This window comes from Type-E symbiont of Plautia stali (assembly GCF_059731115.1).
Map to the genome: position 1 here is coordinate 121,878 of NZ_AP035906.1, position 24,709 is coordinate 146,586.

The 24,709-nt window shown below is 55.9% G+C and carries 21 protein-coding genes, 1 tRNA gene and 1 riboswitch; of the genes, 18 read left to right on the forward strand and 4 right to left on the reverse strand.

All coding sequences use genetic code 11. The features are described 5' to 3' along the window. Positions 1-5: 5 nt before the first annotated feature. Genes AC6I8L_RS00585 through AC6I8L_RS00595 form a run of 3 tightly spaced genes read right to left on the reverse strand, consistent with a single transcriptional unit; the run spans position 6 to position 2,778 of the window. Positions 6-1,067, reverse strand: coding sequence for an ABC transporter ATP-binding protein (locus tag AC6I8L_RS00585; protein WP_058961107.1), 1,062 nt, complete (start codon positions 1,065-1,067; stop codon positions 6-8). After that, positions 1,064-2,059 carry an ABC transporter ATP-binding protein gene (locus AC6I8L_RS00590; RefSeq protein WP_058961105.1) on the reverse strand — a complete coding sequence of 332 codons (996 nt, stop codon included), beginning with the start codon at positions 2,057-2,059 and terminating at the stop codon, positions 1,064-1,066. Before AC6I8L_RS00590 ends, AC6I8L_RS00585 begins: the two co-directional genes overlap by 4 nt. Continuing rightward, positions 2,056-2,778 carry a FadR/GntR family transcriptional regulator gene (locus AC6I8L_RS00595; RefSeq protein ID WP_058961103.1) on the reverse strand — a complete coding sequence of 241 codons (723 nt, stop codon included), beginning with the start codon at positions 2,776-2,778 and terminating at the stop codon, positions 2,056-2,058. Before AC6I8L_RS00595 ends, AC6I8L_RS00590 begins: the two co-directional genes overlap by 4 nt. 408 nt (positions 2,779-3,186) lie before the next feature. After that, positions 3,187-3,281, forward strand: a riboswitch (guanidine-I (ykkC/yxkD leader). 63 nt (positions 3,282-3,344) lie between these two features. On the opposite strand from AC6I8L_RS00595, the gene AC6I8L_RS00600 reads away from it, so the two are divergent. The 7 genes from AC6I8L_RS00600 (at position 3,345) to AC6I8L_RS00630 (ending at position 11,588) form a co-directional block, all read left to right on the forward strand. Continuing rightward, positions 3,345-4,403, forward strand: coding sequence for a putative urea ABC transporter substrate-binding protein (locus tag AC6I8L_RS00600; RefSeq protein ID WP_058961101.1), 1,059 nt, complete (start codon positions 3,345-3,347; stop codon positions 4,401-4,403). A 14-nt stretch (positions 4,404-4,417) separates the two neighbouring features. Beyond that, positions 4,418-5,230, forward strand: coding sequence for an ABC transporter permease (locus tag AC6I8L_RS00605; protein ID WP_058961099.1), 813 nt, complete (start codon positions 4,418-4,420; stop codon positions 5,228-5,230). 14 nt (positions 5,231-5,244) lie between these two features. Beyond that, positions 5,245-6,006 (forward strand): ABC transporter ATP-binding protein, encoded by a 762-nt coding sequence (locus AC6I8L_RS00610; RefSeq protein ID WP_058961097.1) that lies wholly within the window; start codon positions 5,245-5,247, stop codon positions 6,004-6,006. Positions 6,007-6,017: 11 nt separating this feature from the next. Then, on the forward strand, positions 6,018-6,725 hold the full coding sequence (locus tag AC6I8L_RS00615; RefSeq protein ID WP_058961095.1) for an urea amidolyase associated protein UAAP1: 708 nt from the start codon (positions 6,018-6,020) through the stop codon (positions 6,723-6,725). After that, a complete protein-coding gene (locus AC6I8L_RS00620; RefSeq protein ID WP_058961093.1) occupies positions 6,725-7,360 on the forward strand; it encodes an urea amidolyase associated protein UAAP2 in 636 nt (211 codons plus the stop codon). Before AC6I8L_RS00615 ends, AC6I8L_RS00620 begins: the two co-directional genes overlap by 1 nt. Before the next feature lie 81 nt (positions 7,361-7,441). After that, positions 7,442-11,041, forward strand: a complete 3,600-nt coding sequence (gene uca / locus AC6I8L_RS00625) for an urea carboxylase (protein WP_058961091.1) — start codon at positions 7,442-7,444, stop codon at positions 11,039-11,041. 250 nt (positions 11,042-11,291) lie between these two features. After that, on the forward strand, positions 11,292-11,588 hold the full coding sequence (locus tag AC6I8L_RS00630; RefSeq protein WP_034827767.1) for an HTH-type transcriptional regulator: 297 nt from the start codon (positions 11,292-11,294) through the stop codon (positions 11,586-11,588). Between the two features lie 44 nt (positions 11,589-11,632). Here the strand turns inward: AC6I8L_RS00630 and AC6I8L_RS00635 are convergent, their stop codons facing one another. Next, positions 11,633-12,226: an HD domain-containing protein gene (locus AC6I8L_RS00635; protein WP_058961089.1), complete on the reverse strand. Its 594-nt coding sequence runs from the start codon at positions 12,224-12,226 to the stop codon at positions 11,633-11,635. A gap of 61 nt (positions 12,227-12,287) precedes the next feature. Between AC6I8L_RS00635 and AC6I8L_RS00640 the strand changes: the two genes are divergently transcribed. The 11 genes from AC6I8L_RS00640 (at position 12,288) to bcsQ (ending at position 24,652) form a co-directional block, all read left to right on the forward strand. After that, complete coding sequence (locus AC6I8L_RS00640; protein WP_034827771.1) at positions 12,288-12,752, forward strand: MarR family winged helix-turn-helix transcriptional regulator; 465 nt, start codon at positions 12,288-12,290, stop codon at positions 12,750-12,752. A gap of 98 nt (positions 12,753-12,850) precedes the next feature. Continuing rightward, complete coding sequence (locus AC6I8L_RS00645; protein WP_034827959.1) at positions 12,851-13,279, forward strand: organic hydroperoxide resistance protein; 429 nt, start codon at positions 12,851-12,853, stop codon at positions 13,277-13,279. A gap of 258 nt (positions 13,280-13,537) precedes the next feature. Further along, entirely contained in the window at positions 13,538-15,229 is a 1,692-nt protein-coding gene (gene eptB / locus AC6I8L_RS00650) for a kdo(2)-lipid A phosphoethanolamine 7''-transferase (RefSeq protein WP_058961087.1), read from the forward strand. 125 nt (positions 15,230-15,354) lie between these two features. Then, positions 15,355-15,431 (forward strand) — tRNA-Pro (locus tag AC6I8L_RS00655). A gap of 1,460 nt (positions 15,432-16,891) precedes the next feature. Then, the gene (gene dppA / locus AC6I8L_RS00660) at positions 16,892-18,502 is read left to right on the forward strand and encodes a dipeptide ABC transporter periplasmic-binding protein DppA (RefSeq protein WP_034827775.1); all 1,611 of its coding nucleotides are present in this window, start codon (positions 16,892-16,894) and stop codon (positions 18,500-18,502) included. Between the two features lie 198 nt (positions 18,503-18,700). Next, positions 18,701-19,720 carry a dipeptide ABC transporter permease DppB gene (dppB, locus tag AC6I8L_RS00665; protein WP_034827777.1) on the forward strand — a complete coding sequence of 340 codons (1,020 nt, stop codon included), beginning with the start codon at positions 18,701-18,703 and terminating at the stop codon, positions 19,718-19,720. Positions 19,721-19,730: 10 nt separating this feature from the next. Next, on the forward strand, positions 19,731-20,633 hold the full coding sequence (gene dppC, locus AC6I8L_RS00670; protein ID WP_034827779.1) for a dipeptide ABC transporter permease DppC: 903 nt from the start codon (positions 19,731-19,733) through the stop codon (positions 20,631-20,633). A gap of 12 nt (positions 20,634-20,645) precedes the next feature. Beyond that, positions 20,646-21,632 (forward strand): dipeptide ABC transporter ATP-binding protein, encoded by a 987-nt coding sequence (gene dppD, locus AC6I8L_RS00675; protein ID WP_034827781.1) that lies wholly within the window; start codon positions 20,646-20,648, stop codon positions 21,630-21,632. After that, positions 21,622-22,629: a dipeptide ABC transporter ATP-binding subunit DppF gene (gene dppF, locus AC6I8L_RS00680; RefSeq protein ID WP_058960396.1), complete on the forward strand. Its 1,008-nt coding sequence runs from the start codon at positions 21,622-21,624 to the stop codon at positions 22,627-22,629. Before dppD ends, dppF begins: the two co-directional genes overlap by 11 nt. 476 nt (positions 22,630-23,105) lie before the next feature. After that, a complete protein-coding gene (bcsO, locus tag AC6I8L_RS00685) occupies positions 23,106-23,861 on the forward strand; it encodes a cellulose biosynthesis protein BcsO (protein ID WP_479402917.1) in 756 nt (251 codons plus the stop codon). Beyond that, complete coding sequence (gene bcsQ, locus AC6I8L_RS00690) at positions 23,852-24,652, forward strand: cellulose biosynthesis protein BcsQ (RefSeq protein ID WP_058960395.1); 801 nt, start codon at positions 23,852-23,854, stop codon at positions 24,650-24,652. Before bcsO ends, bcsQ begins: the two co-directional genes overlap by 10 nt. Positions 24,653-24,709 lie beyond the last annotated feature (57 nt).

Sequence of the window (24,709 nt, forward strand, 5' to 3'; positions counted from 1 at the left end):
GAGGGTTAGGCTTGTTGCTTGGCCGCCTGCTCAAACAGCGCGCGGCGACGTAAAAAGGCGGCAGAAGGGGGGGCAATCACGATGACGCTGCGATCGCGGTTAATCTCCTGCCAGCGATGACAGGCAATCTGGCGGCCACCGCTCAGCACCTGGTTAATCGGTTCAAACTGACGGCAATCCGATGTCGCCCATGGGCAGCGTGTGTGAAAACGACAGCCACTGGGCGGATTGGCTGGATTGGGCAGATCGCCCTGCAACATCGGAATCTGGCGGCTGACACCCGGTTGCATCTGCGGCGCGGAGGCGATCAGCGCTTGGGTATAGGGGTGCAGCGGCGCGTCAAAAATCTCGTCCACGGTGGCGACTTCAACAATCTGGCCGAGATACATCACCGCCACGCGATCGCTCATATGGCGAATCACCGCCAGACCGTGCGCCACGATGATCATCGTCAGGCCAAACTGCTGTTTCAGGCTTTCCAGCAGATTCACCACCTGCGCCTGCACGGAAACGTCTAAGGCGGAAACCGGCTCATCGCCCAGCAGCAATTTGGGTTGGGAGGCGAGGGCACGGGCGATGCCGATACGCTGACGCTGACCGCCGGAAAATTCGTGCGGATAACGCTCTGCCCAGGCAGCCGGTAAACCCACGGTGCGCAGTAACTCAGCGACGCGCGCATGGCGCGCCTCTCGGCTCAGTTTTTCATGCAGCCACAGCGGCTCGCCGACAATCTGTTGCACCGTCATACGCGGATTTAGTGAGGCAAAGGGGTCCTGAAAGATGATTTGCAGTTCGCGGCGCAGTTGATTCAGGCGTGCGCCGCTGGCATCGGTAATACTTTCGCCCTGATAAAACACGTCTCCGGTACTGGCCGCCAGCAGACGTAGCAGCAAACGACCGAGGGTCGATTTACCCGACCCCGATTCGCCGACAATCGCCAGCGTCTCACCCGGCATCACCTGTAACGACACGCGATCAACCGCGGTGACGCCGCGATTGCGTTTGAACAGGCGGTTGGGTCCGGCAAAGGTTTTGCTTAAATCGCGGCACTCTAAAATCGGCTTCATGCGATCTCTCCCAACGAGACGTACTGTTCCAGCGGCGCGCGGAAACAGGCGACCTGATGATCGGTAGCCAGCGCACGCAGCGTCGGGCGGTTATGCTGGCAGCGGAGTTCGGCAAAGGGGCAACGGTTGGCAAAACGACACCCTGAGGGCATGTTTTCCGGTAATGGAACCTGGCCAGGAATGGTGGCCAGTGTGCCGCTGCGTGCGCTCAGGCTGGGAATCGATCCCATCAGGCCAATGGTGTACGGATGCTGGGGATCGTTAAAAATCGCTTCCACGCTGCCGGTTTCTACCACCTGACCGGCGTACATCACCGCCACACGCTGCGCGACTTCCGCCACCACGCCCAGGTCATGAGTAATCATCAATACGGCGGTGCCGGTTTCCTGCTTCAGGGTATTCAGCAGCGCAAGAATCTGTGCCTGAATGGTGACATCGAGTGCGGTGGTTGGCTCATCGGCAATCAGCAGCTTTGGATTGTTAATCAATGCCATAGCGATCATCACGCGTTGGCGCATACCACCAGACAACTGATGCGGGTAGGCTTTGAGGCGCATCTCCGGGGCGGGAATCTGCACTTTTTGCAGGATGGTCAGCGCGGCTTCCATCGCCGTGCGGCGATTGACGTGGCGATGGCGCATCACCGCTTCACTGAGCTGGTCGCCGAGGGTGAAGGCCGGATTGAGCGAGGTCATCGGCTCCTGGAAAATCATCGCCAGCTGATTGCCGCGCAGGCTGGCGTAATCGCTGGCACTAAGATCACGCAGGCTGCGCCCGTCGAACTGCATCTCGCCTTGCAAAATCTCAGCACTGGCGGGCTGCAGGCCCATCAGGGTGAGCGAGGTGATACTTTTGCCGCAGCCCGATTCCCCAACCAGCGCCAGCGTTTCACCCGCGTGCAGCGTCAGAGAGATGTCGTCCAATACCGTAACGGGCGAACCGCGAAACTGCACACGCAGATTGCGAACGGCAAGCACCGGATGCTCGTTCATGGCGTCTCCTCCTGATGGTTGTAAAGCGCTTCAAGCAGCGCCTGTTGCAGCGCCAGTAAGTGTTCGCGCATCGCGGCAGCGGCTTCATGCGGCTGGCGTTGCGCGATGTGATTCACCAGGCGCTGATGATGGTCGTCATAGTTGTTGAGGCGGGCGGGGGTGCGTGCCTGTACGCGCAGATGCTGCCAACCTGGATCGCGGCGCACGGCATCCACGGCGTCGAACAGGCCCAGCATCAAGCGATTACCGGCGGCTTCCGCGATAGCGCGATGAAAGGCGCTGTCCCACAGTTCGTGCTGGTCGCCATCCTCCGGTGCCGTGATGCCATTCATGCGTTCCAGCAGGCGCTTCATCAGTGCAATCTGCTCTTTACTGGCGCGCAGGGCGGCCAGTCGCACTAACCCTGGCTCCAGTTGCAAGCGCGCTTCCATCACTTCCAGCAGATTCGACTGCTGCGGCAGGTCGTGCAGCGCCAGCGGCTGCACCGGTGCAGCAGGACCAACAAAGGTGCCTTTACCCTGTTTGCGCCAGATGCGTCCCTCCTCTTCCAGCACATCTAGAGCACGGCGGATCTCACGGCGTCCGACGCCAAAACGCTCTGCCAGTTCACGTTCCGTGGGCAGCGCGCGATCGGGCTGCTGTTCCTGTTGCTGGATCAGTTGACGCAGTTGCTCCAGAGCAGAACTGGAGTTGCGGGCGCTATCTGACGTGTGACTCATGATTGGTTCGCCTGTTTAAACATCAGAAAAAGATCGGTAATCCCGGATTAACCAGCACTTTTACTGATGAAAGGCTGAGCAATCGGCTTTATCAGCTTAGGCAAGAAGCGAACCAATATTGGATTGGTTCAAAGATGACAGGTACGTGACAGGAATAACCCTTTGAACAGTAAGTAAAAGTTTTTTCGGGCTTCGTTTAAAACTGCGAGGTGCATCAATATTCATGGTGGAAGTTGCGCTTCATGTTGGTGCGCTCACGCTGCATTGCTGTGCACGAGGCGAACCGTTCGAACTGGAAATAACGTGAATGATGTTGTTTTTCAATGAATTGAAATATTGGCACTTTTTTTGAATGTGTTTATGCAGATGCAGGAGCGATAGCGGGCAACCGATGTCGCCAAACAATTTGCAATGGGTCACTAGGGTTCCGGTCGAAAGATGCTGGTCCGAGAGTGACCGACCGTCCTCTGACGGTTACACGGCGGGACAAAAGCCCGGGAGGAAAGCGAGATCGTTGCTCGCCGCCTCCTGCTTTTATTTCGCCCGTTAACGCCAGAGGAACCATCATGATCAAAGCCTGCCTTCGCTTGCTGTTGCTTTGCACCGTCGCACTGTTCAGCGTCAATACGCTGGCCGCCGACAAACCCTCCTTCAAGATCTGTTGGTCCATTTACGCGGGCTGGATGCCATGGGATTTCGCCCAGCAGAGCGGCATCGTGAAAAAATGGGCCGATAAATACGGCATCGACATTCAGTTTGTGCAGGTCAACGACTACATCGAATCGGTGAACCAATACACCGCCGGCGGCTTTGACGGCTGCACCATGACCAACATGGATGCCCTGACCATTCCTGCCACCGGCGGCGTGGACAGCACGGCGCTGATCGTCGGCGACTACTCCAACGGCAATGACGGTATTTTGCTGAAGGGCAAAGGCAACATTGCCTCGCTCAAAGGCAAGCCGATCAATCTGGTCGAACTCTCGGTCTCTCACTATCTGCTGGCGCGTGCGCTGGAGAAATCGGGCATGAGCGAGAAAGATGTCAAAGTGGTCAACACCGCCGATGCCGATCTGGTGGCGGCGTTTGGCACGTCTGACGTGCATTCCATCGTCACGTGGAACCCGCTGCTGGCCGAAGCGGAAAAGCAGCCAGACAGTCATTTAATCTTCTCTTCAGCACAAATCCCCGGCGAAATCCTTGATCTGCTGGTGGTGAATACCGCCACGCTGAAAAAGTATCCGCAGTTGGGCAAGGCGCTGACCGGTGCCTGGTATGAAACGCTGAAAACCATGTCCGGCGCGAGTGACAGCGCCAAAGCTGCGCGCACGCAAATGGCGCAGGCTTCCGGCACCGATCTGGCGGGCTTCGATCAGCAGCTGGCCGCCACTCACTTGTTCAGCGATGCCAAAACCACCCTCGATTTTGTCGACAGCCCGCAGTTGAAAGCCACCATGCAGCTGGTCGCAGAGTTCTCCTTCAAGCACGGTTTACTGGGTGAAGGCGCACCGAGTGCTGATGTGGTGGGCGTGGAAACGCCAGCAGGCAATTGGGGCGATACCAACAACCTGAAACTGCGCTTCACCGATGAGTTCACCAAACTGGCCGCTGCGGGTCAGCTTTAAGCGAGACGATGCCGATGCGTAAATTGATCAACTACCAACCGCTGCCGCTCGGTCGCCTGCTGCTTGGCATCCTGCCGCTGCTGGCGCTGCTGCTGGTCTATCTGTTCGCGTCGGATGCGCGTCTCAGCCTGAACGCCGCAGACAAACTGTTGCCAGGGTTTAACGCGATGGGGGACGCCATCAGTCGCATGGCGTTTCAGCCCAGCCCGCGCACCGGGGAATACCTGCTGTGGACCGACACCGCCGCCAGCCTGATGCGCCTACTGAGCGGGGTGGCGATCAGCGCGCTGCTGGCGCTGGCGATTGGCCTGTTCACCGGTGCGTTACCGGTGGTGCGTGCGGTGCTGGCTCCGCTGGTGACGGTGGTGGCGCTGGTGCCACCGCTGGCGATTCTGCCGATTCTGTTTATCTGCTTTGGCCTCGGTGAAGTGTCGAAAGTAGTGCTGATCGTGATCGGCATTACTCCGCTGATTGCGCGCGATTTGCAGCTGCAGGTGGAGAAAATCCCACGCGAGCAGCTGGTGAAAGCGCAGACGCTCGGTGGGCACAGCGCGCAGATTTTGTGGCGCGTGATCCTGCCGCAGATGATGCCGCGTCTGCTGGATGCGGTGCGTCTGTCGCTGGCGTCAGCGTGGTTGTTCCTGATTGCTGCTGAAGCGATCGCCGCCACCGAAGGGCTGGGGTATCGCATCTTCCTGATGCGCCGTTATCTGGCGATGGATGTGATTTTGCCGTACGTGGCGTGGATCGCGCTGCTGGCCTTTGTGCTCGACCTGCTGCTGCGGCTGATCAGCCGTCGTTGCTGGCCGTGGTATCACGCGAAATGATTCAGGAGCGAACCATGCCATTACTGCAACTGAAAAACCTCGAAAAGCATTACGGCGATCAGGTGGTGCTGGAACGTCTCAACATCAACGTCGAGCAGGGCGAGTTTGTGGCGATTGTCGGGGCGTCCGGCTGTGGCAAAACCACTTTCCTCAACATGCTACTTGGCACCGAATCGCCGACCAAAGGCCAACTGCTGCTGGACGGCGAACCCATCCCCGACGAACCCGATGCCTATCGCGGCGTGGTATTCCAGCGCTATTCGGTATTTCCCCATCTGACGGTGCTCGGCAACGTGATGCTGGCGGAAGAGTTCAGCAGCGCCCGCTGGCTGGGACGTGTGTGGGGCAAAAAGCGCCAGGCGATTCGTCAGCGTGCGCAGGCAATGCTGGCGCAGGTTGGCCTGGAGCATGCGCAAAACAAATACCCGCACCAGCTCTCGGGCGGCATGCAGCAACGCCTGGCGCTGGCACAGGCGCTGATGAAACAGCCGCGTATCCTGCTGCTTGATGAGCCGTTTGGTGCGCTCGATCCCGGTATCCGCAGTGAAATGCACCAGCTGATTACCCGCCTGTGGCAGCAACACAACCTGACCATATTTATGATCACGCATGACCTGAAAGAGGGCTTCAGCCTGGCTTCGCGCCTGCTGGTGTTCGACAAACTGCGTCATGACCCGCACGCGCCGCAAGCCTGGGGCGCGACTATCACTTACGACCTGCCACTCGATCGCGACCAGCCCGCTGCTGACCTGCCGTCTGAGCCGCAGGTGGCTTAAAGGAGCACTACATGAAGGCTTATCAAACCCTGTTACCAGCGGGATCGCACTGGTCGCTGGTGATGCGCGGCGGCACCGCGCTGACACTGACCGATATTGAAGGCGGTGCCAACGTCGGCATGCTGTTCTACAACCCGGAAAATCTGCTGGAGCGCTACAACGCGCCCGATACGTTGAAGTGCCAGCACACTTTCCGTCTGACAGCCGGGCACTGCCTTTATTCCGATATGGGGCGCATTTTTTGCGGCATCGAAGAAGACAGTTTCGGCTGGCATGAGAGCGTTTGCGGCACCTTGAATGCTGAGCACACTGCCGCACGCTTCGGCGCCAGCGACTATCAGCAGGCGCGCAATCTGCGCCATCAAAACGGCTACGACAGTTTCCTCGTCGAGCTGGCGAAATACGGCCTCGGCCAGCGTGATATGGCCTCTTGCCTCAACCTGTTTGCCAGGGTGCGCGCCGATGATAACGGCACGCTGCAACTGGAGCAGCAGGGTGCACCTGGCGCACAGGTGCGGCTGCGCTTCGCCATGGACACGCTGGTGATCCTACACACCTGCCCGCATCCGCTGAATGTAAGCAGCGAATATCCGCGCCAGCCGGTGCAGATCGCACTGGACGCCCAGCGCGCGCCGCTGCCGGACATTTGCCTGGCGCGTGCCGAAAACCAGCGCGGACTGCGCAACAACGCGCTCTATCAGCTGCAAGGAGAAATCTGATGATCACTGAAAGCTTACTCAATTCCGCCGAAGCGCAATTCCAGCAGCAGGTGAACGCCGGTGATTACTGGTTGCAGCGCATCGAAGCGGGCCAGACGTTGCGCATCACCGATCTGGAAGGGAATCAGGCTGCCGATACCCTGTTCTTCAACGCCGACGACACCGCCGAGCGCTACAGCATGAGCGATACGCTGCGCGGGCAAAAGAATGTGTTCCTCAGTGCGGGCAGCGTGCTGCGTTCCAACTTGGATCGCCCGATGCTGACGATAACTGCCGATACCTGTGGTCGCCACGATACGTTGGGCGGCGCCTGCTCCTGTGAAAGCAACACCGTGCGCTACGACCTGGAGAAGCGCCACATGCATTCCTGCCGTGACAGCTGGATGCTGGCGGTGGCTGAGAAGCCAGAATTTGGCCTGACGCGTCGCGATATCACCCACAACATCAACTTCTTTATGAACGTGCCGGTGACGCACGACGGTGGTTTGACCTTTGCCGATGGCATTTCTGCACCGGGTAAATATGTCGAGATGGTGGCGGAGATGAATATCCTGGTGCTGATCTCCAACTGCCCGCAGCTCAACAACCCCTGTAACGGTTACAACCCGACGCCGATCTTAGTCAGCGTGTGGTGAATCTTTGACGCAACGGGACGACCCGTTTTTAAGCCGTCATTGTCCCTGCAGGACGACCTGCCGTAATATGAGATTTCACTCATGATTGATCGCGTATTGATTGCCAACCGTGGCGCGATTGCTGTGCGCATCATCCGTACCTTGCAAGCGATGAACATCCGCGCGATTGCGGTGTATGCCGAAGCCGACCGCCACGCGCGCCATGTGCGACTGGCCGATGAAGCCTGGTCGCTGGGCGAGGGGCAGGTGCGAGACACTTATCTCAATCAGCAAAAAATACTGGAAATTGCCGCACAGAGCGGGGCGCAGGCAGTGCATCCCGGTTACGGTTTCCTCAGCGAAAATCCCGAGTTTGTGACGCGCTGTGAAGCGGCCGGCGTGCAGTTCCTCGGGCCGAGTGCCGGGCAGATGGCCGCGTTCGGTTTAAAACATCGTGCGCGTGCGCTAGCACAGGAGAATCAGGTGCCGCTGCTGCCAGGCAGTGGTTTGCTGACTTCGCTGGACGAAGCGCGAGTGATGGCGGAGAAGATTGGCTACCCGGTGATGCTGAAAAGCACCGCCGGTGGCGGCGGTATTGGCATGCAGCGTTGTGATGATGCCGAACAGCTCAATGCGGCGTTTACGCGTGTTAAACGACTGGCAGGCAATAATTTCGCCGACGATGGCGTATTTTTAGAGAAGTTTATCGCCCGCGCGCGCCATATTGAGGTGCAGATCTTTGGCGATGGTGCTGGCAATGTGATTGCCCTTGGCGAGCGTGACTGTTCTGCTCAGCGCCGCAATCAAAAAGTGCTGGAAGAGACGCCCGCACCGGGATTGAGTGCGGCGGTTCGCGCTGAGCTACAAGCAACTGCGGTGCGACTGGCGCGTGCGGTCAACTACCGCAGCGCGGGCACCGTGGAGTATGTCTACGATGATGCCAGCCAGCAGTTCTGGTTTCTTGAAGTGAACACCCGTTTGCAGGTGGAGCACGGCGTCACTGAAATGGTGTATGGCGTGGATTTGGTTCGCTGGATGGTGGAGCTGGCGCAACAAACGTTGCCGCCGCTGCACACCTTATCGACCGAAGCGCAAGGCCATGCGATTCAGGTGCGCCTGTACGCTGAAGATCCGGCCAAACAGTTCCAGCCCAGTGCCGGTTTGCTCAGTCACGTCCAGTTCCCGACGGAAAGTGAAGACGCCACGCTGCGCATCGACAGCAGCGTGGAAACCGGCATGGAAGTATCGCCGTTCTACGATCCGATGCTGGCGAAAGTGATTGTGCATGCGGCCAGCCGTGAGGTGGCATTGCGCAGTCTGGCACAGGTGCTGGACGCCACCGAGCTGTACGGTATCGAAACCAATCTGCTGTGGTTGCGCCATCTCTGTTCCCTGCCGGAAGTGCAGCAGGGCCGCATCATCACCGCCACGTTGGGCGGCGTGCAGTGGCAACCGCCCACGCTGGATATCCTCAGCGGCGGCACCTTGACCACGGTGCAGGATGCGCCTGGCCGTGTCGGTTACTGGCATGTCGGTGTGCCGCCGTCTGGCCCGTTTGACAGCCGCGCGTTCCAGTTGGGTAATCGCTTATTGAATAACGACGCGCAGGCGGCGGGGCTGGAGATTACCTTACGCGGTCCCACGCTGCGTTTTAATCAGGCGTGCAGTTTTGTTCTGACCGGCGCACCGATTGCCGCGCAGCTGGATCTGCAGCCGTTAACGATGCATCAGATTGTCACCGCGCAGGCCGGGCAAACCCTGACGCTGGGCGATGTGAGAGAAGGGTGCCGCAGCTATCTGCTGCTGGCGGGCGGCTTGAATACGCCGCGCTATCTTGGCAGCCGCAGCACCTTTACGCTCGGCAAGTTTGGCGGTCACGCCGGGCGGGCTTTGCGGGCGGGCGATGTATTGCATCTTGCCGAACCGCAGGTGCTGACAACGGCAGACTTGCCTCGCGAGTTGGTGCCGGAACTCAACGGCGAATGGCAGCTGCGGGTGATTTACGGCCCGCACGGCGCACCGACCTTCTTTACCGATGATGACATCGAGGCGTTCTTTGCCGCTGAGTGGCAGGTGCATTATAACTCCAGCCGTACCGGCATTCGCCTGATCGGACCGAAACCGACCTGGGCGCGCAGCGACGGCGGTGAAGCGGGCATGCATCCTTCCAATATTCACGACAACGCCTATGCCTTTGGCACGGTGGATTTTACCGGTGATATGCCGGTGATCCTCGGCCCGGACGGTCCTTCGCTCGGTGGCTTTGTCTGCCCGGCCACGGTGATCGAAGCCGATCTGTGGAAGCTCGGACAGCTCAAAGCAGGGGATCGCTTGCGCTTCCTGCCGATCGATCTCAGCAGTGCGGATCAACTGGCGCAGGCAGAGCGTGAAGCGATCATCAAACTGCAATCAGTACCGCTTACAGTGAACGCTGCGCTGCCCCTTATTGATCCACTATTGCACCATCAGGCGGCAGAAAATGGCCGCCCATCGCTCAGTGTGCGTGCAGCAGGTGACCGTTTTCTGCTGGTAGAGTATGGCGATTTGATGCTGGATATCGCCCTGCGTTTCCGCGTGCACGCGCTGATGCAACAGCTGGAAGCCCATTCTCTGCCGGGTCAGCTGGAATTAACGCCGGGCATCCGTTCGCTACAGGTGCATTACGACGCACAACACTGTGTGAGAAGTGAGCTGTTGGCGCAAATTTTGCACATTGATCATGCGCTGGGCGACCTCAGCGAGGCCGCTGTGCCCTCGCGTACTGTGTGGTTACCGCTCAGCTGGGACGATGCGGCCTGCCGTGAGGCGATAACCCGCTACAGTCAGTCGGTACGCCCCAATGCGCCGTGGTGCCCTAGCAATATAGAATTTATCCGCCGCATCAATGGTCTGGCCAGCATTGATGAGGTGAAGGAGATCGTGTTCAGCGCCGCCTATCTGGTGATGGGGCTGGGCGATGTCTATCTCGGTGCGCCCGTGGCGACGCCGCTCGACCCGCGTCATCGCCTGGTGACCACGAAGTACAATCCGGCGCGCACCTGGACAGCAGAAAACTCGGTAGGTATTGGCGGCGCTTACATGTGCGTCTATGGCATGGAAGGGCCGGGCGGTTATCAGTTTGTCGGGCGCACCATGCAGATGTGGAACCGCGATCGACAAACCTCGGCCTTCACACAGCCGTGGCTGCTGCGCTTCTTTGATCAAATCCGTTTTTATCCGGTCAGCGCCGAGGAATTGCTCAGCATTCGCGAGCGCTTCCCGTGGGGTGACTATCCGCTGCGGAGCGAAGAGGGCGAATTCCGCCTCGCAGACTATCAGGCGATGCTGGTGGAGCAGGCGGAGGAAATCGACGCCTTCCAGCAGCAACGTCAGCAGGCTTTTGACTGTGAACTGGCGCGCTGGCGAGCAGAAGGGCAATTCACCTTCGACAGTCAGCTGCAGGCACAGAGTAGTGAAGAGATTACGGTGCCTGCAGGGTGTAGCCCGGTAGAGAGCCAGGTGGCGGGCAGCGTGTGGCAATGGTTGGTTGACGAAGGCAGTGAGATTGAAGCGGGTGCCACGGTAGGCATTCTCGAATCTATGAAGATGGAAATCCCGATCGTGGCGCCAGTCAGTGGAAAAATCCATTGCTTCTATCGCCAGGCCGGGCAGCAAGTGCAGGCGGGTCAGTTACTTATGGTGATCGATCCTTCAGCGGCATAAGTAAGAATAAAAAATAATCAGTAATCAGGCAGCAAAGCCGGGGATCTGACCCATAATTAGTAACCCGGCTGATTGTTGCATTGCTATGACATCTTTTCGCAGTGTGCAACAGGCTGTGTCCCGTAACGGTTTAATAAAAAATTGAAAAGACCGCTGCGGGATACAGCCTGACATGGCCGAGTTTCAGCGCCTGGTGGCGCTTACCTCTCTACTTTCACGTGCTTCATAGTGAGTTTTTAAGGAGTTCTCTATGGAAATAAAAGATCCAATGGTCGAGTTATTGAGTAGCCTTGAGCAGATTGTTTTGACACGTGATGCACAGCCTTCCGTATCAGAAATTACACTCAACGCAGTATCCGTTCCCGAGCCACAGCGTTTACGCGAAATGACCGGCATGCAGGTGGATGAATTCGCCCGCGTGATGGGGGTGAGCGTTTCATCTGTAAAAAGTTGGGAGGCGCAACGCACGCGCCCATCCGCTACGGCACGTAAACTGATGAAACTGCTGCAAGCGAATCCCTACCTGGGACGGCAGTTACTCGAGTAAGAAGACTATCGGTTCTCTGACCCGCCTGCACGGCGGGTTTTTTTTCAGCTTAATCCGCCGTATTTTGCCGCCTGTTTCACAAACCAACTCTCTGGCACGCTGTGTGGTGGCTGCGCCAGCTGATCAATGCCTTGCTGAATGATCTGCTCTGCCTGCTGCCACAATTGCGGATTGCCCTGATTCAACAACTGAATCTGGATCTGTTTTTCAATCAGGTAGATACGTGCAAAGTCGGGATCGAAATGCACAATGGCGCGGGTGTTGTCGATGATATCGGCCAGCTTGATGGTTTGCGCATCGGGACAGGCTTCGGCGGTATGGCGGAAGTGCGCCAGTTTGCGGGCGGCGCGGTTTTTCGCCTCGGGTTGCGCGCTGTCAGTCAGCATGTCGACCAACTGCGCGACGCGCGGGCCAAAATGACTTTCAATGTCCTGTAACGTGCTCGGGGTATCTTCTACGGTGTCATGCAGCCAGGCGGCGGCAATCATCTGTTCATCATCGGTGACGCTGCGCACCAGTTCGGCCACCGCAGCCGGGTGCACGATGTAAGGCTCATCGGTGTATTTGCGACGCTGACCCGCAGCAGCATGTGCCTGCGTGGCATAACGGCGCGCTTGCTCTTCCAGTGAATCACGCATCTTTAACACTCCGGAATAAAGTTGCTTGCAATTATCTAGCGCGCTATCTATATTGAATCGCATGAACAGTAATCAAGATGACAAAAAAGTGCAGCAGACGCCACTCCAGGTTGATCAACACCTCTGCTTCGCGCTCTATTCGGCGAATCTCGCGATGCACAAAGTCTATCGCCAGCTGCTGGCTGAGCTGGAGATTACCTATCCGCAATACCTGGTGATGCTGGTGCTGTGGAATCAGGATGATGTGACCGTATCGGAGATTGGCGAGCAGCTTTTCCTTGATTCAGCCACGCTGACGCCGCTGCTGAAACGCTTAGAAGCCGCTGGTTTGTTACGCCGTCAGCGTTCGCGTCGCGATGAGCGCCAGGTGGTGGTGACCCTGACCGATGAAGGTCGTGCGCTGCGTGAACGAGCACAAAGCATTCCCGAGGCGGTACGCTGTGCCACCGCCTGTGACGATGACACCTTGATTGCTTTGAAAAATCAGCTGGACGATTTGCGCACCAATCTTAACCGCGCCAAATAAAGCATTTTGGATGTCGCCAACGCGGCATCCTGGATATCAACGTCAAAACTGCGCATAGATATATAGTGCGCGATTATATAGAGAATAGTGAGGTTATCATGTCTTTAGATAAAGTTGTTTATACCGCAAAAGCCAAAGCCACCGGCGGCCGTGATGGTCGTGCGACTTCGTCTGACAACGTGCTGGATGTGAAACTGGGCGTGCCAAAAGAGATGGGCGGCGCAGGCGGCGAAGTCACTAACCCAGAGCAGCTGTTCGCTGCGGGTTACTCAGCGTGCTTCCTCGGTGCGATGAAATTTGTGGCCGGTCGCGACAAAATCACCATGCCAAAAGATGCGTGGATTGAAGGCGAAGTCGGTATCGGCCCAATTCCAACCGGTTTTGGCATCGAAGCTAAACTGAACATCCACCTGCCAGAGATGGATGCAGCCGAAGCGCAGAAACTGGTGGATGCGGCACACATTGTTTGCCCGTACTCTAACGCCACGCGCGGCAACATTGATGTGACTCTGAATATCATCAACTAAGGTCGCTGCCAGTCCAAAGAGAGGCTCCATCAGGGGCCTTTTATCATTTTATGGGGTCAGATCAATTATTGTCTGGTCTTACCATTGGTTAAATGTTCTACTGCTGCGCTGCATGCGCCTTCATTGCCGTTCCGGTTCAGATTCGTCCCGTTCCTGCTCGTTGCTTGCGCTTTTCTCGCTCATGGACGAACTCTATTGACTTTAAATAGTCACATTTAAGGTTGGTTTATTGACACCGGGTCAGGAATGAATAAGTAAATGAATTATATCAAAACGTTAACGCAGCAAAAGCTGTCGCTGTTGCTTGCGCTCTATCTCGGCATCTTGTTGAATTTGCCAATTTTTTATCGCCGATTTGACGGCTTCCTAACGAAATCCACCCTCTCTAACTGGCTTTCTGCGGTCGCAGAAGTGACCGCTGCGGTGCTGCTGACGTTTTTCCTGATGCGTCTGCTATCGCTGGGCGGTAAGTGGGTTTATCGCATCCTTGCCACGTTAACCGTGGTGATTTCCGTGGCTGCCGCCTATTACATGGCTTTCTTTAATGTGGTGATCGGCTACGGCATCGTGGCCTCAGTGATGACCACTGATGTCGATCTCTCTAAAGAAGTGGTCGGCATGCGCTTTGTGCTGTGGATGGTGCTGGTCAGCGCGCTGCCGCTGCTGCTGATTTGGCGTAATAACCTTAGCCAGACCTTGATTGAGCAATTGAAAACGCCGGGCCAGCGTCTGAAGCCTGCGCTGATCATGCTGTTGAGCGTAGCGCTGGTGTGGTTGCCGATTCGCTACTTCGACAAACTGCAAAAAGTGAATGAAGAGATCACCAATATCGACCTGCCAAGTTACGGCGGGGTGGTGGCGCACTCGTATTTGCCTTCTAACTGGATTGCGGCGCTAGGGCTGTTTGCCTGGACCAAAGTCGATGAAGAGATGGATGGGGCGGAACTGCTCGATCCAGCGAAGAAGTTTACTTACGTGGCACCGCCGGGCATTGATGATACCTATGTGGTGTTTGTGATTGGCGAGACCACGCGCTGGGACCACATGGGTTTGCTGGGCTATGACCGCGATACCACGCCGAAGCTTTCTAAAGAGAAAAACCTGGTGGCGTTCCGCGGTGAGTCTTGCGATACCGCCACTAAGCTGTCGCTGCGCTGCATGTTCGTGCGCGAGGGCGGCACCATGGATAATCCTGGCCGCACGCTGAAAGAGCAGAACGTTTTTGCGGTGATGAAGGAGCTGGGCTTTACCTCTGAGCTGTTCGCCATGCAGAGTGAAGTGTGGTTCTACGATAACGCCGATGTGAATAATTTCTCGTTCCGTGAGCAGATTGGTTCTGAGAAGCGTAATCAGGGTAAAGCGGTGGATGACATGCTGCTGGTGCCAGAACTGCAGGCCTCGCTGCAACGTTTCCCGAAAGGTAAGCATCTGGTGGTGTTGCACACTAAGGGTTCGCATTATCTGTATTCACAGCGCTATCCGCGCAGCTTCGCCCGTTATCAGCCGGAATGTATGGGCGTGGATGAGACCTGTAGTAAAGCGCAGTTGATCAATGCTTATGACAACTCGATTCTTTACGTCGATACCATGCTGGATAGCGTGCTCGATCAGTTGCGTGATAAGAAGGCGATTGTGTTTTATGCCGCCGATCATGGTGAGTCGATCAGCGATAATATGCACTTACACGGCACGCCGCGTGAGATGGCGCCGCCGGAGCAGTTCCGCGTGCCGATGATGGTTTGGGCCTCTGATAAATATCTTGAAGATCCCACCAACCGCAGTAACTTCGAGCGTTTACAGGCGCAGCAGCGCGTGGGGAAAACCCATCGTCATGTTGAGTTGTTCGATACCATTTTAGGCTGCCTGGGCTACAGTTCGCCGGATGGCGGGATTAAAGCGGCGAATAACTGGTGTCAGGCACCGGCGACGACGCCTGCTAAAGCGTTGTAAGGGTTTTATGGAAGGTGTTGAGCGGCAGGGCTTTTTGCGGTGCTGTTTGCTTTCCAGGCGATCGGGCGGATTTTACGGAAAAGGGATTGACGCTCCCAAGGGGGAGCAGTAATATTCGCCCCCATCGGCGAGTAGCGCAGCTTGGTAGCGCAACTGGTTTGGGACCAGTGGGTCGGAGGTTCGAATCCTCTCTCGCCGACCATATTTGAAGAAACCTGCTTGAAAAAGCAGGTTTTTTTTCGTCTGTCGATCGCGGAGTCGGTGCAGCCAGGAGTGAATACGGGGCCGCTGCGTAAAGTCGCTGTCTCGTCCCTGATCGCTCGACACACGCCATCCATGGCGTGTAACGCTTTACTCCGCGGCCCCGCATTCCCTCCTTCATTTGATTCTGTGCGCGCTTTTGGAAGTGAACATTTGGCTTTGTGTTTGTTGCCAGGGGCGGAGTTGTGAAGTTTGTACGCGCTTTTAAAAGCGGAACCGGTGCAGTCAGGAGCAAATACGGGGCCGCTGCGTAAAGTCGCTGTCTCGTCCCTGATCGCTCGACACACGCCATCCCTGGCGTGTAACGCTTTACTCCGCGGCCCCGCATTCCCTCCTTCATCTGATTCTGTGCGCGCTTTTGGAAGTGAACATTTGGCTTTGTGTTTGTTGCCAGGGGCGGAGTTGTTAAGTTTGTGCGGGGTTTTAAAAGCGGAGCTGGTGCAGCCAGGAGTGAATACGGGGCCGCTGCGTAAAGTCGCTGTCTCGTCCCTGATCGCTCGACACACGCCATCCCTGGCGTGTAACGCTTTACTCCGCGGCCCCGCATTCCCTCCTTCGTTTGATTCTGTGCGTGCTTTAGGAAGCGAACATTCGGCTTTGTGCGTGCTGTCATAAAGAAAACATGCTGTTGCTTAGATGCGTGCTGTTTTTCAAAACAGCGGCATCATTGCTGATGAGCGATGGGAAGGCGGCTCGGGCAGCAAAGCGTTCGCCGCAGGGATGCGGCGACCGAGGCTACAGGGATGTATTTACGCCGTCTTTGCGATCGAGCCGCCTTCCCTGAGCAGCGCACCATTTAAAAGCGATGCTGTTTGCACCTAACCTTAGAATTCACCCATCCCATCCGACAAATCACATTTACCCGCCATTATTCCCACTTTACCGACTCGACCCCTCACGCAATCAACCCTGCACGCTTAATTCGCGACACATTCTTCTTATGACCGATTATTGCTTTTTGCTGATTTCTTATGCCATTACCCCAGCATATTTCGCTGCCTGAACGTCATAACGCACGACGAATCGTTCAGTTATTCGACGTTTACCAATAACTTTTGTGTGTTTTTTAGCGGTGATAATCACTGTCATTTGACTGTGTAGCCAGACAATCACGCGGCATTGCGCGCTTTATCACCTTTTTAAATTTTGGCTCAGCGCAATAACCCTGTTTTTTATCGTTGCTTGCACTTACTCACACTCTGTGTAAATAACCCCACCTTGTATTGACGTTCTTTGCAACTGTTGACAAATTGATGCGTCAATAACATGCAGAGTAGGGCGATTCTGAGGAGCCATTGGCTATCGGATGACAAAATAAACCACTCGCATGCTGCCCGAACCGCATAAAAAAATTCAGAGGTCGGGCGACGCACACAACATCACATCACAATGGAGCAAAACATGATCAACTCCCTGGCTAAATCCAGGATGCTGAAGGTCGGTCTTAGCCTGATTGCTATGACTGTTGCCGCGGGTGTCCAGGCGAAAACCCTCGTATATTGTTCAGAAGGTTCGCCGGAAGGCTTCAACCCACAGCTCTTCACATCGGGTACCACTTACGATGCCAGCTCCGTGCCTATCTACAACCGTCTGGTTGAGTTCAAAACCGGTACTACCGAGCTGCAGCCTGGCCTGGCTGAAAAATGGGACGTTAGCGAAGATGGTAAAACCTATACCTTCCATCTGCGTAAAGGCGTGAAGTGGCAAACCACCAAAGACTTTAAGCCAACGCGTACCTTCAACGCTGACGACGTCGTGTTCTCCTTCGAGCGCCAGCTCGACAAAAACAACAAGTACCACGGTGTATCGGGCGGCAGCTACGAATACTTCGAAGGTATGGATATGCCGAAGCTGATCGAGAAAATCGAGAAAGTTGACGACTACACCGTACGCTTCACCCTGAGCCGTCCTGAAGCGCCGTTCATTGCCGACCTCGGCATGGACTTCGCTTCAATCCTGTCAAAAGAGTATGCGGACAACATGCTGAAAGCCGGCACGCCAGAGAAGCTGGACCTCAATCCAGTGGGCACCGGTCCATTCGTGTTGCAGCAGTATCAGAAAGATTCACGCATTCTGTATAAAGCCAACCCGGACTTCTGGGGCACCAAGCCGAAGATTGATCGTCTGGTGTTCTCTATCACGCCTGATGCGTCTGTGCGTTACGCCAAACTGCAGAAGGGTGAGTGCCAGGTGATGCCGTACCCGAACCCGGCTGACATCGCCAGCATGAAGAAAGATGACAAAATTAACCTGATGGAGCAGCCTGGTCTGAACGTCGGTTACCTGTCATTCAACACCGAGAAAAAACCGCTGGATAACGTGAAAGTGCGTCAGGCACTGACCATGGCGGTGAACAAACAAGCCATCATCGACGCTGTGTATCAGGGCGCTGGCCAGGCCGCGAAAAACCTGATCCCACCAACCATGTGGGGCTACAACGACGATGTGAAAGATTACGCTTACGATCCTGCCAAAGCGAAAGAGCTGCTGAAAGAAGCCGGCATGCCGGATGGTTTCTCAATCGACCTGTGGGCGATGCCGGTACAGCGTCCTTACAACCCGAACGCCCGTCGTATGGCGGAAATGGTTCAGGCTGACTGGGCGAAAATTGGTGTGAAAGCCAAGATCGTCACCTTCGAGTGGGGCGAGTACCTGAAACGCGCCAAAGCCGGTGAACACCAGACTGTCATGATGGGCTGGACCGGTGACAATGGGGATCCGGACAACTTCTTCGCCACCCTGTTTAGCTGTGCCGCCGCCAAAGACGGCTCTAACTACTCACGCTGGTGCTACAAGCCGTTTGAAGATCTGATTCAGCCTGCACGTGCTGAAGCCGATCACAACAAACGTATTGAGCTCTACAAACAGGCTCAGGTAGTGATGCATGACCAGGCTCCGGCGCTGATTATTGCTCACTCTACCGTGTATGAGCCGGTGAGCAAGAAAGTGACTGGCTATGTGGTTGATCCATTAGGTAAACATCACTTCGAAAACGTCGATATCCAGGAATAACCTTTCGGATTATCGCGGTCTGGGCCAGCGCTGCTGGCCCTCGGGCGGCACCTTTGCCGCCCGGTCTCCGCACTTTTTTTCCGGCTAATTTCTTATATTGAAGCGCTTCTTGCGTCGCGATCGGCTTTGTCGATTGCGTGTTGTGAGCAATGTAGTCCCTGGCGGCAACGCCACGGGAAATGACTGAGAATCCGGCTTATGCTGCAATTCATACTCCGACGTCTGGGCCTTGTCATCCCAACGTTCATCGGTATTACCTTACTGACCTTTGCGTTTGTCCATCTGATCCCCGGTGACCCGGTGCTGATCATGGCGGGTGAACGCGGTATCTCTCCCGAGCGTCACGCCCAGCTGATGGCCCAATTTGGCCTCGACCAGCCGATGTGGAAACAGTACATCACCTACATTAATGGTGTGCTGCACGGCGATCTCGGCATCTCGCTAAAAAGCCGCATCCCGGTATGGGATGAGTTCGTCCCTCGTTTCAAAGCCACGCTGGAACTCGGCATCTGCGCGATGCTCTTCGCGATTGCGGTGGGCATTCCGGTTGGCGTGCTGGCGGCGGTAAAACGCGGTTCGGTGTTTGATCACACCGCTGTGGGTATCTCCCTGACCGGTTACTCCATGCCGATTTTCTGGTGGGGCATCATGCTGATCATGCTGGTATCGGTGCAGCTCAACCTGACACCGGTATCCGGGCGTGTCAGTGACACGATTTTCCTTGATGACAGCCACCCACTCACCGGTTTTATGCTGATTGATACGCTGCTGTGGGGTGAAGAGGGCGATTTCAAAGATGCGGTGATGCACATGATTTTGCCGGCCATTGTGCTCGGCACTATCCCGCTGGCGGTGATCGTGCGTATGACGCGTTCTTCAATGCTGGAAGTGCTGGGTGAAGATTATATCCGCACTGCGCGCGCTAAAGGCCTGACGCGTATGCGCGTGATCGTGGTGCATGCACTGCGCAACGCGATGCTGCCGGTGGTAACGGTTATCGGTTTGCAGGTCGGCACCTTGCTGGCCGGTGCGATTCTGACAGAAACCATCTTCTCGTGGCCGGGACTGGGTCGCTGGCTAATCGAAGCATTGCAGCGCCGTGACTATCCGGTGGTGCAGGGCGGCGTATTGCTGGTGGCAATTCTGATCATCGTGGTCAACCTGCTGGTTGATCTGCTGTACGGCGTGGTGAATCCGCGCATTCGACATAAGAAATAAGGGGGGCATCATGACAACTGTTGATCCCGCAAGCGTAAGCGCTGCACCCAAGCCGATGACCCCGATTCAGGAATTCTGGCACTACTTCAAACGCAATAAAGGCGCAGTAATTGGCCTGGTTTACATCATTCTGATGCTGCTGATCGCCATCTTCGCTGATGTGCTGGCGCCACACGCGCCGTCAGAGCAGTTCCGTGATGCGCTGCTGCATCCGCCGGTGTGGCAGGAAGGCGGCAGCTGGAAATTTATCTTTGGCACCGATGACGTGGGCCGTGATGTGCTGTCACGCCTGATGTTCGGCGCACGTTTATCGCTGCTGGTCGGCTGTCTGGTGGTGGTGCTGTCGCTGATCCTTGGCGTGGTGTTTGGTCTGATGGCAGGTTACCTCGGCGGCGTCGTCGACGCGGTGATCATGCGTCTGGTGGATATCATGCTGGCGCTGCCGAGTCTGCTGCTGGCATTGGTGCTGGTGGCGATTTTTGGTCCGTCGATTGTCAACGCCTCGCTGGCGATCACCTTCGTCGCGCTGCCGCACTATATCCGTCTGACGCGCGCAGCGGTGCTGGTGGAAGTAAACCGCGATTACGTCACTGCCTCCAGCGTGGCGGGTGCCGGCACGCTGCGCCAGATGTTTGTCAATATTCTGCCTAACTGCCTGGCACCGCTAATCGTGCAAGCATCATTAGGCTTCTCCAACGCCATCCTCGATATGGCGGCGTTGGGCTTTCTCGGAATGGGGGCGCAACCGCCAACGCCGGAGTGGGGCACCATGCTCTCCGACGTATTGCAGTATGCGCAAAGTGCCTGGTGGGTGGTGACGTTCCCTGGTGTCGTCATTCTGCTCACCGTGCTGGCATTCAACCTCATGGGCGATGGTTTGCGTGATGCACTCGACCCGAAACTCAAGCAGTAAAGAGGCACCGAGATGGCACTATTAAATGTAGAAAAACTGTCGGTGCACTTCGGCGACGAAAAAACACCGTTCCGTGCAGTAGACCGTATCAGCTACCAGGTTGAACAAGGCCAGGTGGTGGGGATTGTGGGTGAATCCGGCTCCGGTAAGTCGGTAAGCTCGCTGGCGATTATGGGCCTGATTGATTATCCCGGTCGTGTGATGGCGGAAAAGCTGGAGTTCAACCAGCGCGACTTGCAGAAGATCTCTGAAAAAGAGCGCCGCCAGTTGGTGGGCGCCGAAGTGGCGATGATCTTCCAGGACCCAATGACCAGCCTCAACCCGTGCTACACCGTAGGCTTCCAGATCATGGAAGCGCTGAAGGTGCATCAGGGCGGCAGTAAAAGCACCCGTCGTCAGCGCGCCATTGATTTACTGGAACAGGTGGGGATCCCCGATCCGGCCTCTCGTCTGGATGTTTATCCGCATCAGCTGTCAGGCGGCATGAGCCAGCGCGTGATGATCGCCATGGCGATCGCCTGCAAACCTAAGCTGCTGATTGCTGATGAACCGACCACCGCGCTGGATGTGACCATTCAGGCGCAAATCATCGAACTGCTGCTGGAGTTGCAAAAGCAGGAGAACATGGCGCTGATCCTGATTACCCACGATTTGGCGCTGGTGGCAGAAGCCGCGCAGCACATCATCGTGATGTACGCCGGCCAGGTCGTGGAGAGCGGTAAAGCGGTAGACATCTTTAAAGCCCCGCGTCATCCCTACACCCAGGCATTGCTGCGCGCGTTGCCGGAGTTTGCCGCAGATAAAGCGCGTCTGGCTTCGCTGCCGGGTGTGGTGCCGGGCAAATATGATCGTCCAACCGGCTGTCTGCTCAATCCGCGCTGTCCGTATGTGACCGAACGCTGCCGTCGTGAAGAACCTGAACTGCGTGACATTCCGGGTCGCCAGTCTAAATGCCATTTCCCACTGGATGATGCCGGGAGACCGACTTATGAGTCTTGATAATACTCAGCAGGATTACCTGCTGCAGGCGATCGACCTGAAAAAACACTACCCGGTGAAGAAAGGGCTGTTTGGCCAGGAGCGCCTGGTGAAAGCACTGGATGGCGTCTCGTTCAACCTTGAACGCGGCAAAACGCTGGCAGTGGTCGGTGAGTCGGGCTGTGGAAAATCCACACTTGGACGCTTGCTGACCATGATTGAAACACCGACCGAAGGCCAGCTTTACTGGCATGGTCAGGATTTGCTGAAACACGATCCACAGGCGCAAAAACTGCGTCGTCAGAAAATCCAGATCGTGTTCCAGAACCCGTACGGCTCGCTTAATCCGCGCAAAAAAATCAGCCAGATTCTCGAAGAACCGCTGGTGATTAACACCTCTCTGACTAAAGCGGAACGTCGCGAGAAAACGCTGGAGATGATGGCGAAGGTGGGCCTGAAAACCGAGCATTACGATCGCTATCCGCATATGTTTTCCGGTGGCCAGCGTCAGCGTATCGCCATTGCGCGTGGGCTGATGCTCGATCCCGATGTACTGATCGCCGATGAACCGGTTTCTGCGCTCGATGTTTCCGTGCGTGCGCAGGTGCTCAACCTGATGATGGATTTGCAGCAGGATTTGGGTTTGTCCTATGTGTTCATTTCTCATGATTTGTCGGTAGTGGAGCATATCGCAGACGAAGTGATGGTGATGTATTTAGGTCGTTGCGTTGAGCGCGGCAGTAAAGAGGCCATTTTCAGCAATCCGCGTCATCCTTATACGCAGGCTTTGTTGTCAGCCACGCCGCGTCTGAATCCAGATGAGCGTCGCGAACGGATTAAATTGACCGGCGAGCTGCCAAGTCCACTCAATCCGCCGCCGGGCTGTGCATTTAACGCGCGCTGTCGCCGTCGTTTTGGCACCTGCGTCCAGTTGCAGCCCAAACTGAAGCAATATGGCGACCAGCAAATTGCCTGTTTCGCGGTGGATCAAGATGAGAATCAGCCGGTGGGCGTGTAATTAATAACGCCAGAAATGAGTAAAGGCTCCTGTGGGAGCCTTTATTTTTTACTGCGTTATACTTCAGAATTGTTAACGCGAAAAATGTTTCTGCAGAAAGAGATTTGAAATGTATTACCGCAGCGCATCAGTAATGGATTGGTCCTGATAAAGACTTAAATCGTTAAGGCAAATTCTGAATAGCGTCAGGATTATGTGAGCATAATCACACGTCTATTAAATCCGTAACTTGAACCACTTCCGCATCATATCAGTAGCTTAGGTGAATGTTTTTGCCGTTATTATTTCAGTTAATCGATATTAATAAGTCTCCGGTCTTAAATATCTGCACGCTTTTTGCATTGCCAAATTTTCAATCATATTGATAAAAGTGTTTTGTCGATTGCGGCGCTTTTATAATCAGAATTCTCTCACTCTATTTTAATGTGTGTGATATATTCGCGAAAATTTCCCTCCCGCTTTTACAGGCTCTGATCATGAAGAATTACGACGATCTGCAGCGTTTTAAAGAAAAAACCAAAACGCTTGATATCGCTTTTAAGGATATGTCTGGGCAATCGCAGGAAGCGGATCACAGTCAGTGGGCGATTATTCGCCAATTGGCGACAGATAATGGGCCTGAATTAGGCAGTGGTCAGCGTATTGACCTGCCACAGCCACAACCGATTCGTGGCGATGAGTTTACCGCGCCAGTTCAGGCTGCCCTTGAAGTGGTTGCGCCTGTGGCGAGCACCCCACGCGGTTCGATTCTTGATAGCCTGGCAGCCACTGCGCCGGTTGAATCTGCGCCAGCGACGTCGCCGACCAGTGTTTCATCGCTGTTCCCGCCTGCTCCGGCGGCTAAGCCGGCACCTTCTGTATTGACCCAGGCGCCGAAAGTCACCCATGTTGAGCGTCAGGCGACCACCTCACTGTTCCCACCGGCACCCGCTAAACCGGCGGCCGCAGTCGCACCCGCTCCGGCGGCGGCAGCTGCCTTTGCTGCACCCGTTGAAGCAGCGCACCAGGCTGAGCCTGCACGTCCTGCACCGGTTCCAACGTTTGCCGTACCGGCTGAGCCAGCGCGTCCTGCACCTGCGCCAACGTTCGCCGCACCGGCAGAACCGGCGCGCCCAGCTGCTGCACCGTCCCGCTTTGGTTCACTGTTCCGCTCACGACCTGCGGAACCTGCTAATATTTCTAAAGAAACACCATTGAAACCGTTACTGGAGAAGATTGCGCTATGCCGTTAGTTTGTGTGTGCTCGCCAAAAGGGGGAGTAGGGAAAACCACTATGGCGGCCAACCTTGCATGGAGTCTGGCTCGCGCTGGCAGCAAGGTGTTGGCAATCGATTTCGATGTCCAGAACGCACTGCGCCTGCATTTTGGTGTGCCACTGCACAATGGCCGCGGTTTTGTCGCGCGCTCAGAAGAGCAGGCGGACTGGAGCCAATCCATCCTCACCACCGGCGGTAATATTTTCGTCATGCCTTATGGCGATGTCACCGAACAGCAGCGTGAGCGTTTTGAAGAGAATCTGATCAAAGACCCGCATTTCCTGCGTCGTGGACTGGATACGGTGCTGAATTATCCGGGGCTGGTGATTATTGCCGATTTCCCGCCAGGCCCGGGTCCCGCGCTTAAAGCAATGCAGGCTTTAGCCGATATGCATTTAGTGGTGATGCTGGCAGATACCGCCTCGGTCTCTTTACTGCCACAAATTGAAAATGACCGCATGATTGGTCAGCCACTTAACAATAAGCGTGGTCATTATTTCGTACTTAACCAAAGTGACAATCGCCGCAATATTAGCCGCGAAGTCACCGGCTTTATGCAGCAGCGTTTGGGCGAAAATTTATTAGGCGTTGTGCACCGTGATGAAAGCGTCGCGGAAGCCAATGCTTCACAACAATCAGTTTATGATTTCAGCCCGGCATCAGCCGCAGCCTTTGATGTCGAACTGGTGGCGAAGCGCGTAGCCAATATCCTGAATATTACCGTGGGTAACGGTGAAGTTCAGGCACCTATCCGCAGCCATTATTAATCGCCAGGCATTTGCCTGGCGGTATTAGCAATAATAACAACACAGCTTCTTTAGGGT

Coding starts and splice junctions, on each gene's coding strand:
- AC6I8L_RS00585 (WP_058961107.1), bottom strand. CDS start 1,067: ATGAAGCCGATTTTAGAGTGCCGCGATTTAAGCAAAACCTTTGCCGGA.
- AC6I8L_RS00590 (WP_058961105.1), bottom strand. CDS start 2,059: ATGAACGAGCATCCGGTGCTTGCCGTTCGCAATCTGCGTGTGCAGTTT.
- AC6I8L_RS00595 (WP_058961103.1), bottom strand. CDS start 2,778: ATGAGTCACACGTCAGATAGCGCCCGCAACTCCAGTTCTGCTCTGGAG.
- AC6I8L_RS00600 (WP_058961101.1), top strand. CDS start 3,345: ATGATCAAAGCCTGCCTTCGCTTGCTGTTGCTTTGCACCGTCGCACTG.
- AC6I8L_RS00605 (WP_058961099.1), top strand. CDS start 4,418: ATGCGTAAATTGATCAACTACCAACCGCTGCCGCTCGGTCGCCTGCTG.
- AC6I8L_RS00610 (WP_058961097.1), top strand. CDS start 5,245: ATGCCATTACTGCAACTGAAAAACCTCGAAAAGCATTACGGCGATCAG.
- AC6I8L_RS00615 (WP_058961095.1), top strand. CDS start 6,018: ATGAAGGCTTATCAAACCCTGTTACCAGCGGGATCGCACTGGTCGCTG.
- AC6I8L_RS00620 (WP_058961093.1), top strand. CDS start 6,725: ATGATCACTGAAAGCTTACTCAATTCCGCCGAAGCGCAATTCCAGCAG.
- uca (WP_058961091.1), top strand. CDS start 7,442: ATGATTGATCGCGTATTGATTGCCAACCGTGGCGCGATTGCTGTGCGC.
- AC6I8L_RS00630 (WP_034827767.1), top strand. CDS start 11,292: ATGGAAATAAAAGATCCAATGGTCGAGTTATTGAGTAGCCTTGAGCAG.
- AC6I8L_RS00635 (WP_058961089.1), bottom strand. CDS start 12,226: ATGCGTGATTCACTGGAAGAGCAAGCGCGCCGTTATGCCACGCAGGCA.
- AC6I8L_RS00640 (WP_034827771.1), top strand. CDS start 12,288: ATGAACAGTAATCAAGATGACAAAAAAGTGCAGCAGACGCCACTCCAG.
- AC6I8L_RS00645 (WP_034827959.1), top strand. CDS start 12,851: ATGTCTTTAGATAAAGTTGTTTATACCGCAAAAGCCAAAGCCACCGGC.
- eptB (WP_058961087.1), top strand. CDS start 13,538: ATGAATTATATCAAAACGTTAACGCAGCAAAAGCTGTCGCTGTTGCTT.
- dppA (WP_034827775.1), top strand. CDS start 16,892: ATGATCAACTCCCTGGCTAAATCCAGGATGCTGAAGGTCGGTCTTAGC.
- dppB (WP_034827777.1), top strand. CDS start 18,701: ATGCTGCAATTCATACTCCGACGTCTGGGCCTTGTCATCCCAACGTTC.
- dppC (WP_034827779.1), top strand. CDS start 19,731: ATGACAACTGTTGATCCCGCAAGCGTAAGCGCTGCACCCAAGCCGATG.
- dppD (WP_034827781.1), top strand. CDS start 20,646: ATGGCACTATTAAATGTAGAAAAACTGTCGGTGCACTTCGGCGACGAA.
- dppF (WP_058960396.1), top strand. CDS start 21,622: ATGAGTCTTGATAATACTCAGCAGGATTACCTGCTGCAGGCGATCGAC.
- bcsO (WP_479402917.1), top strand. CDS start 23,106: ATGAAGAATTACGACGATCTGCAGCGTTTTAAAGAAAAAACCAAAACG.
- bcsQ (WP_058960395.1), top strand. CDS start 23,852: ATGCCGTTAGTTTGTGTGTGCTCGCCAAAAGGGGGAGTAGGGAAAACC.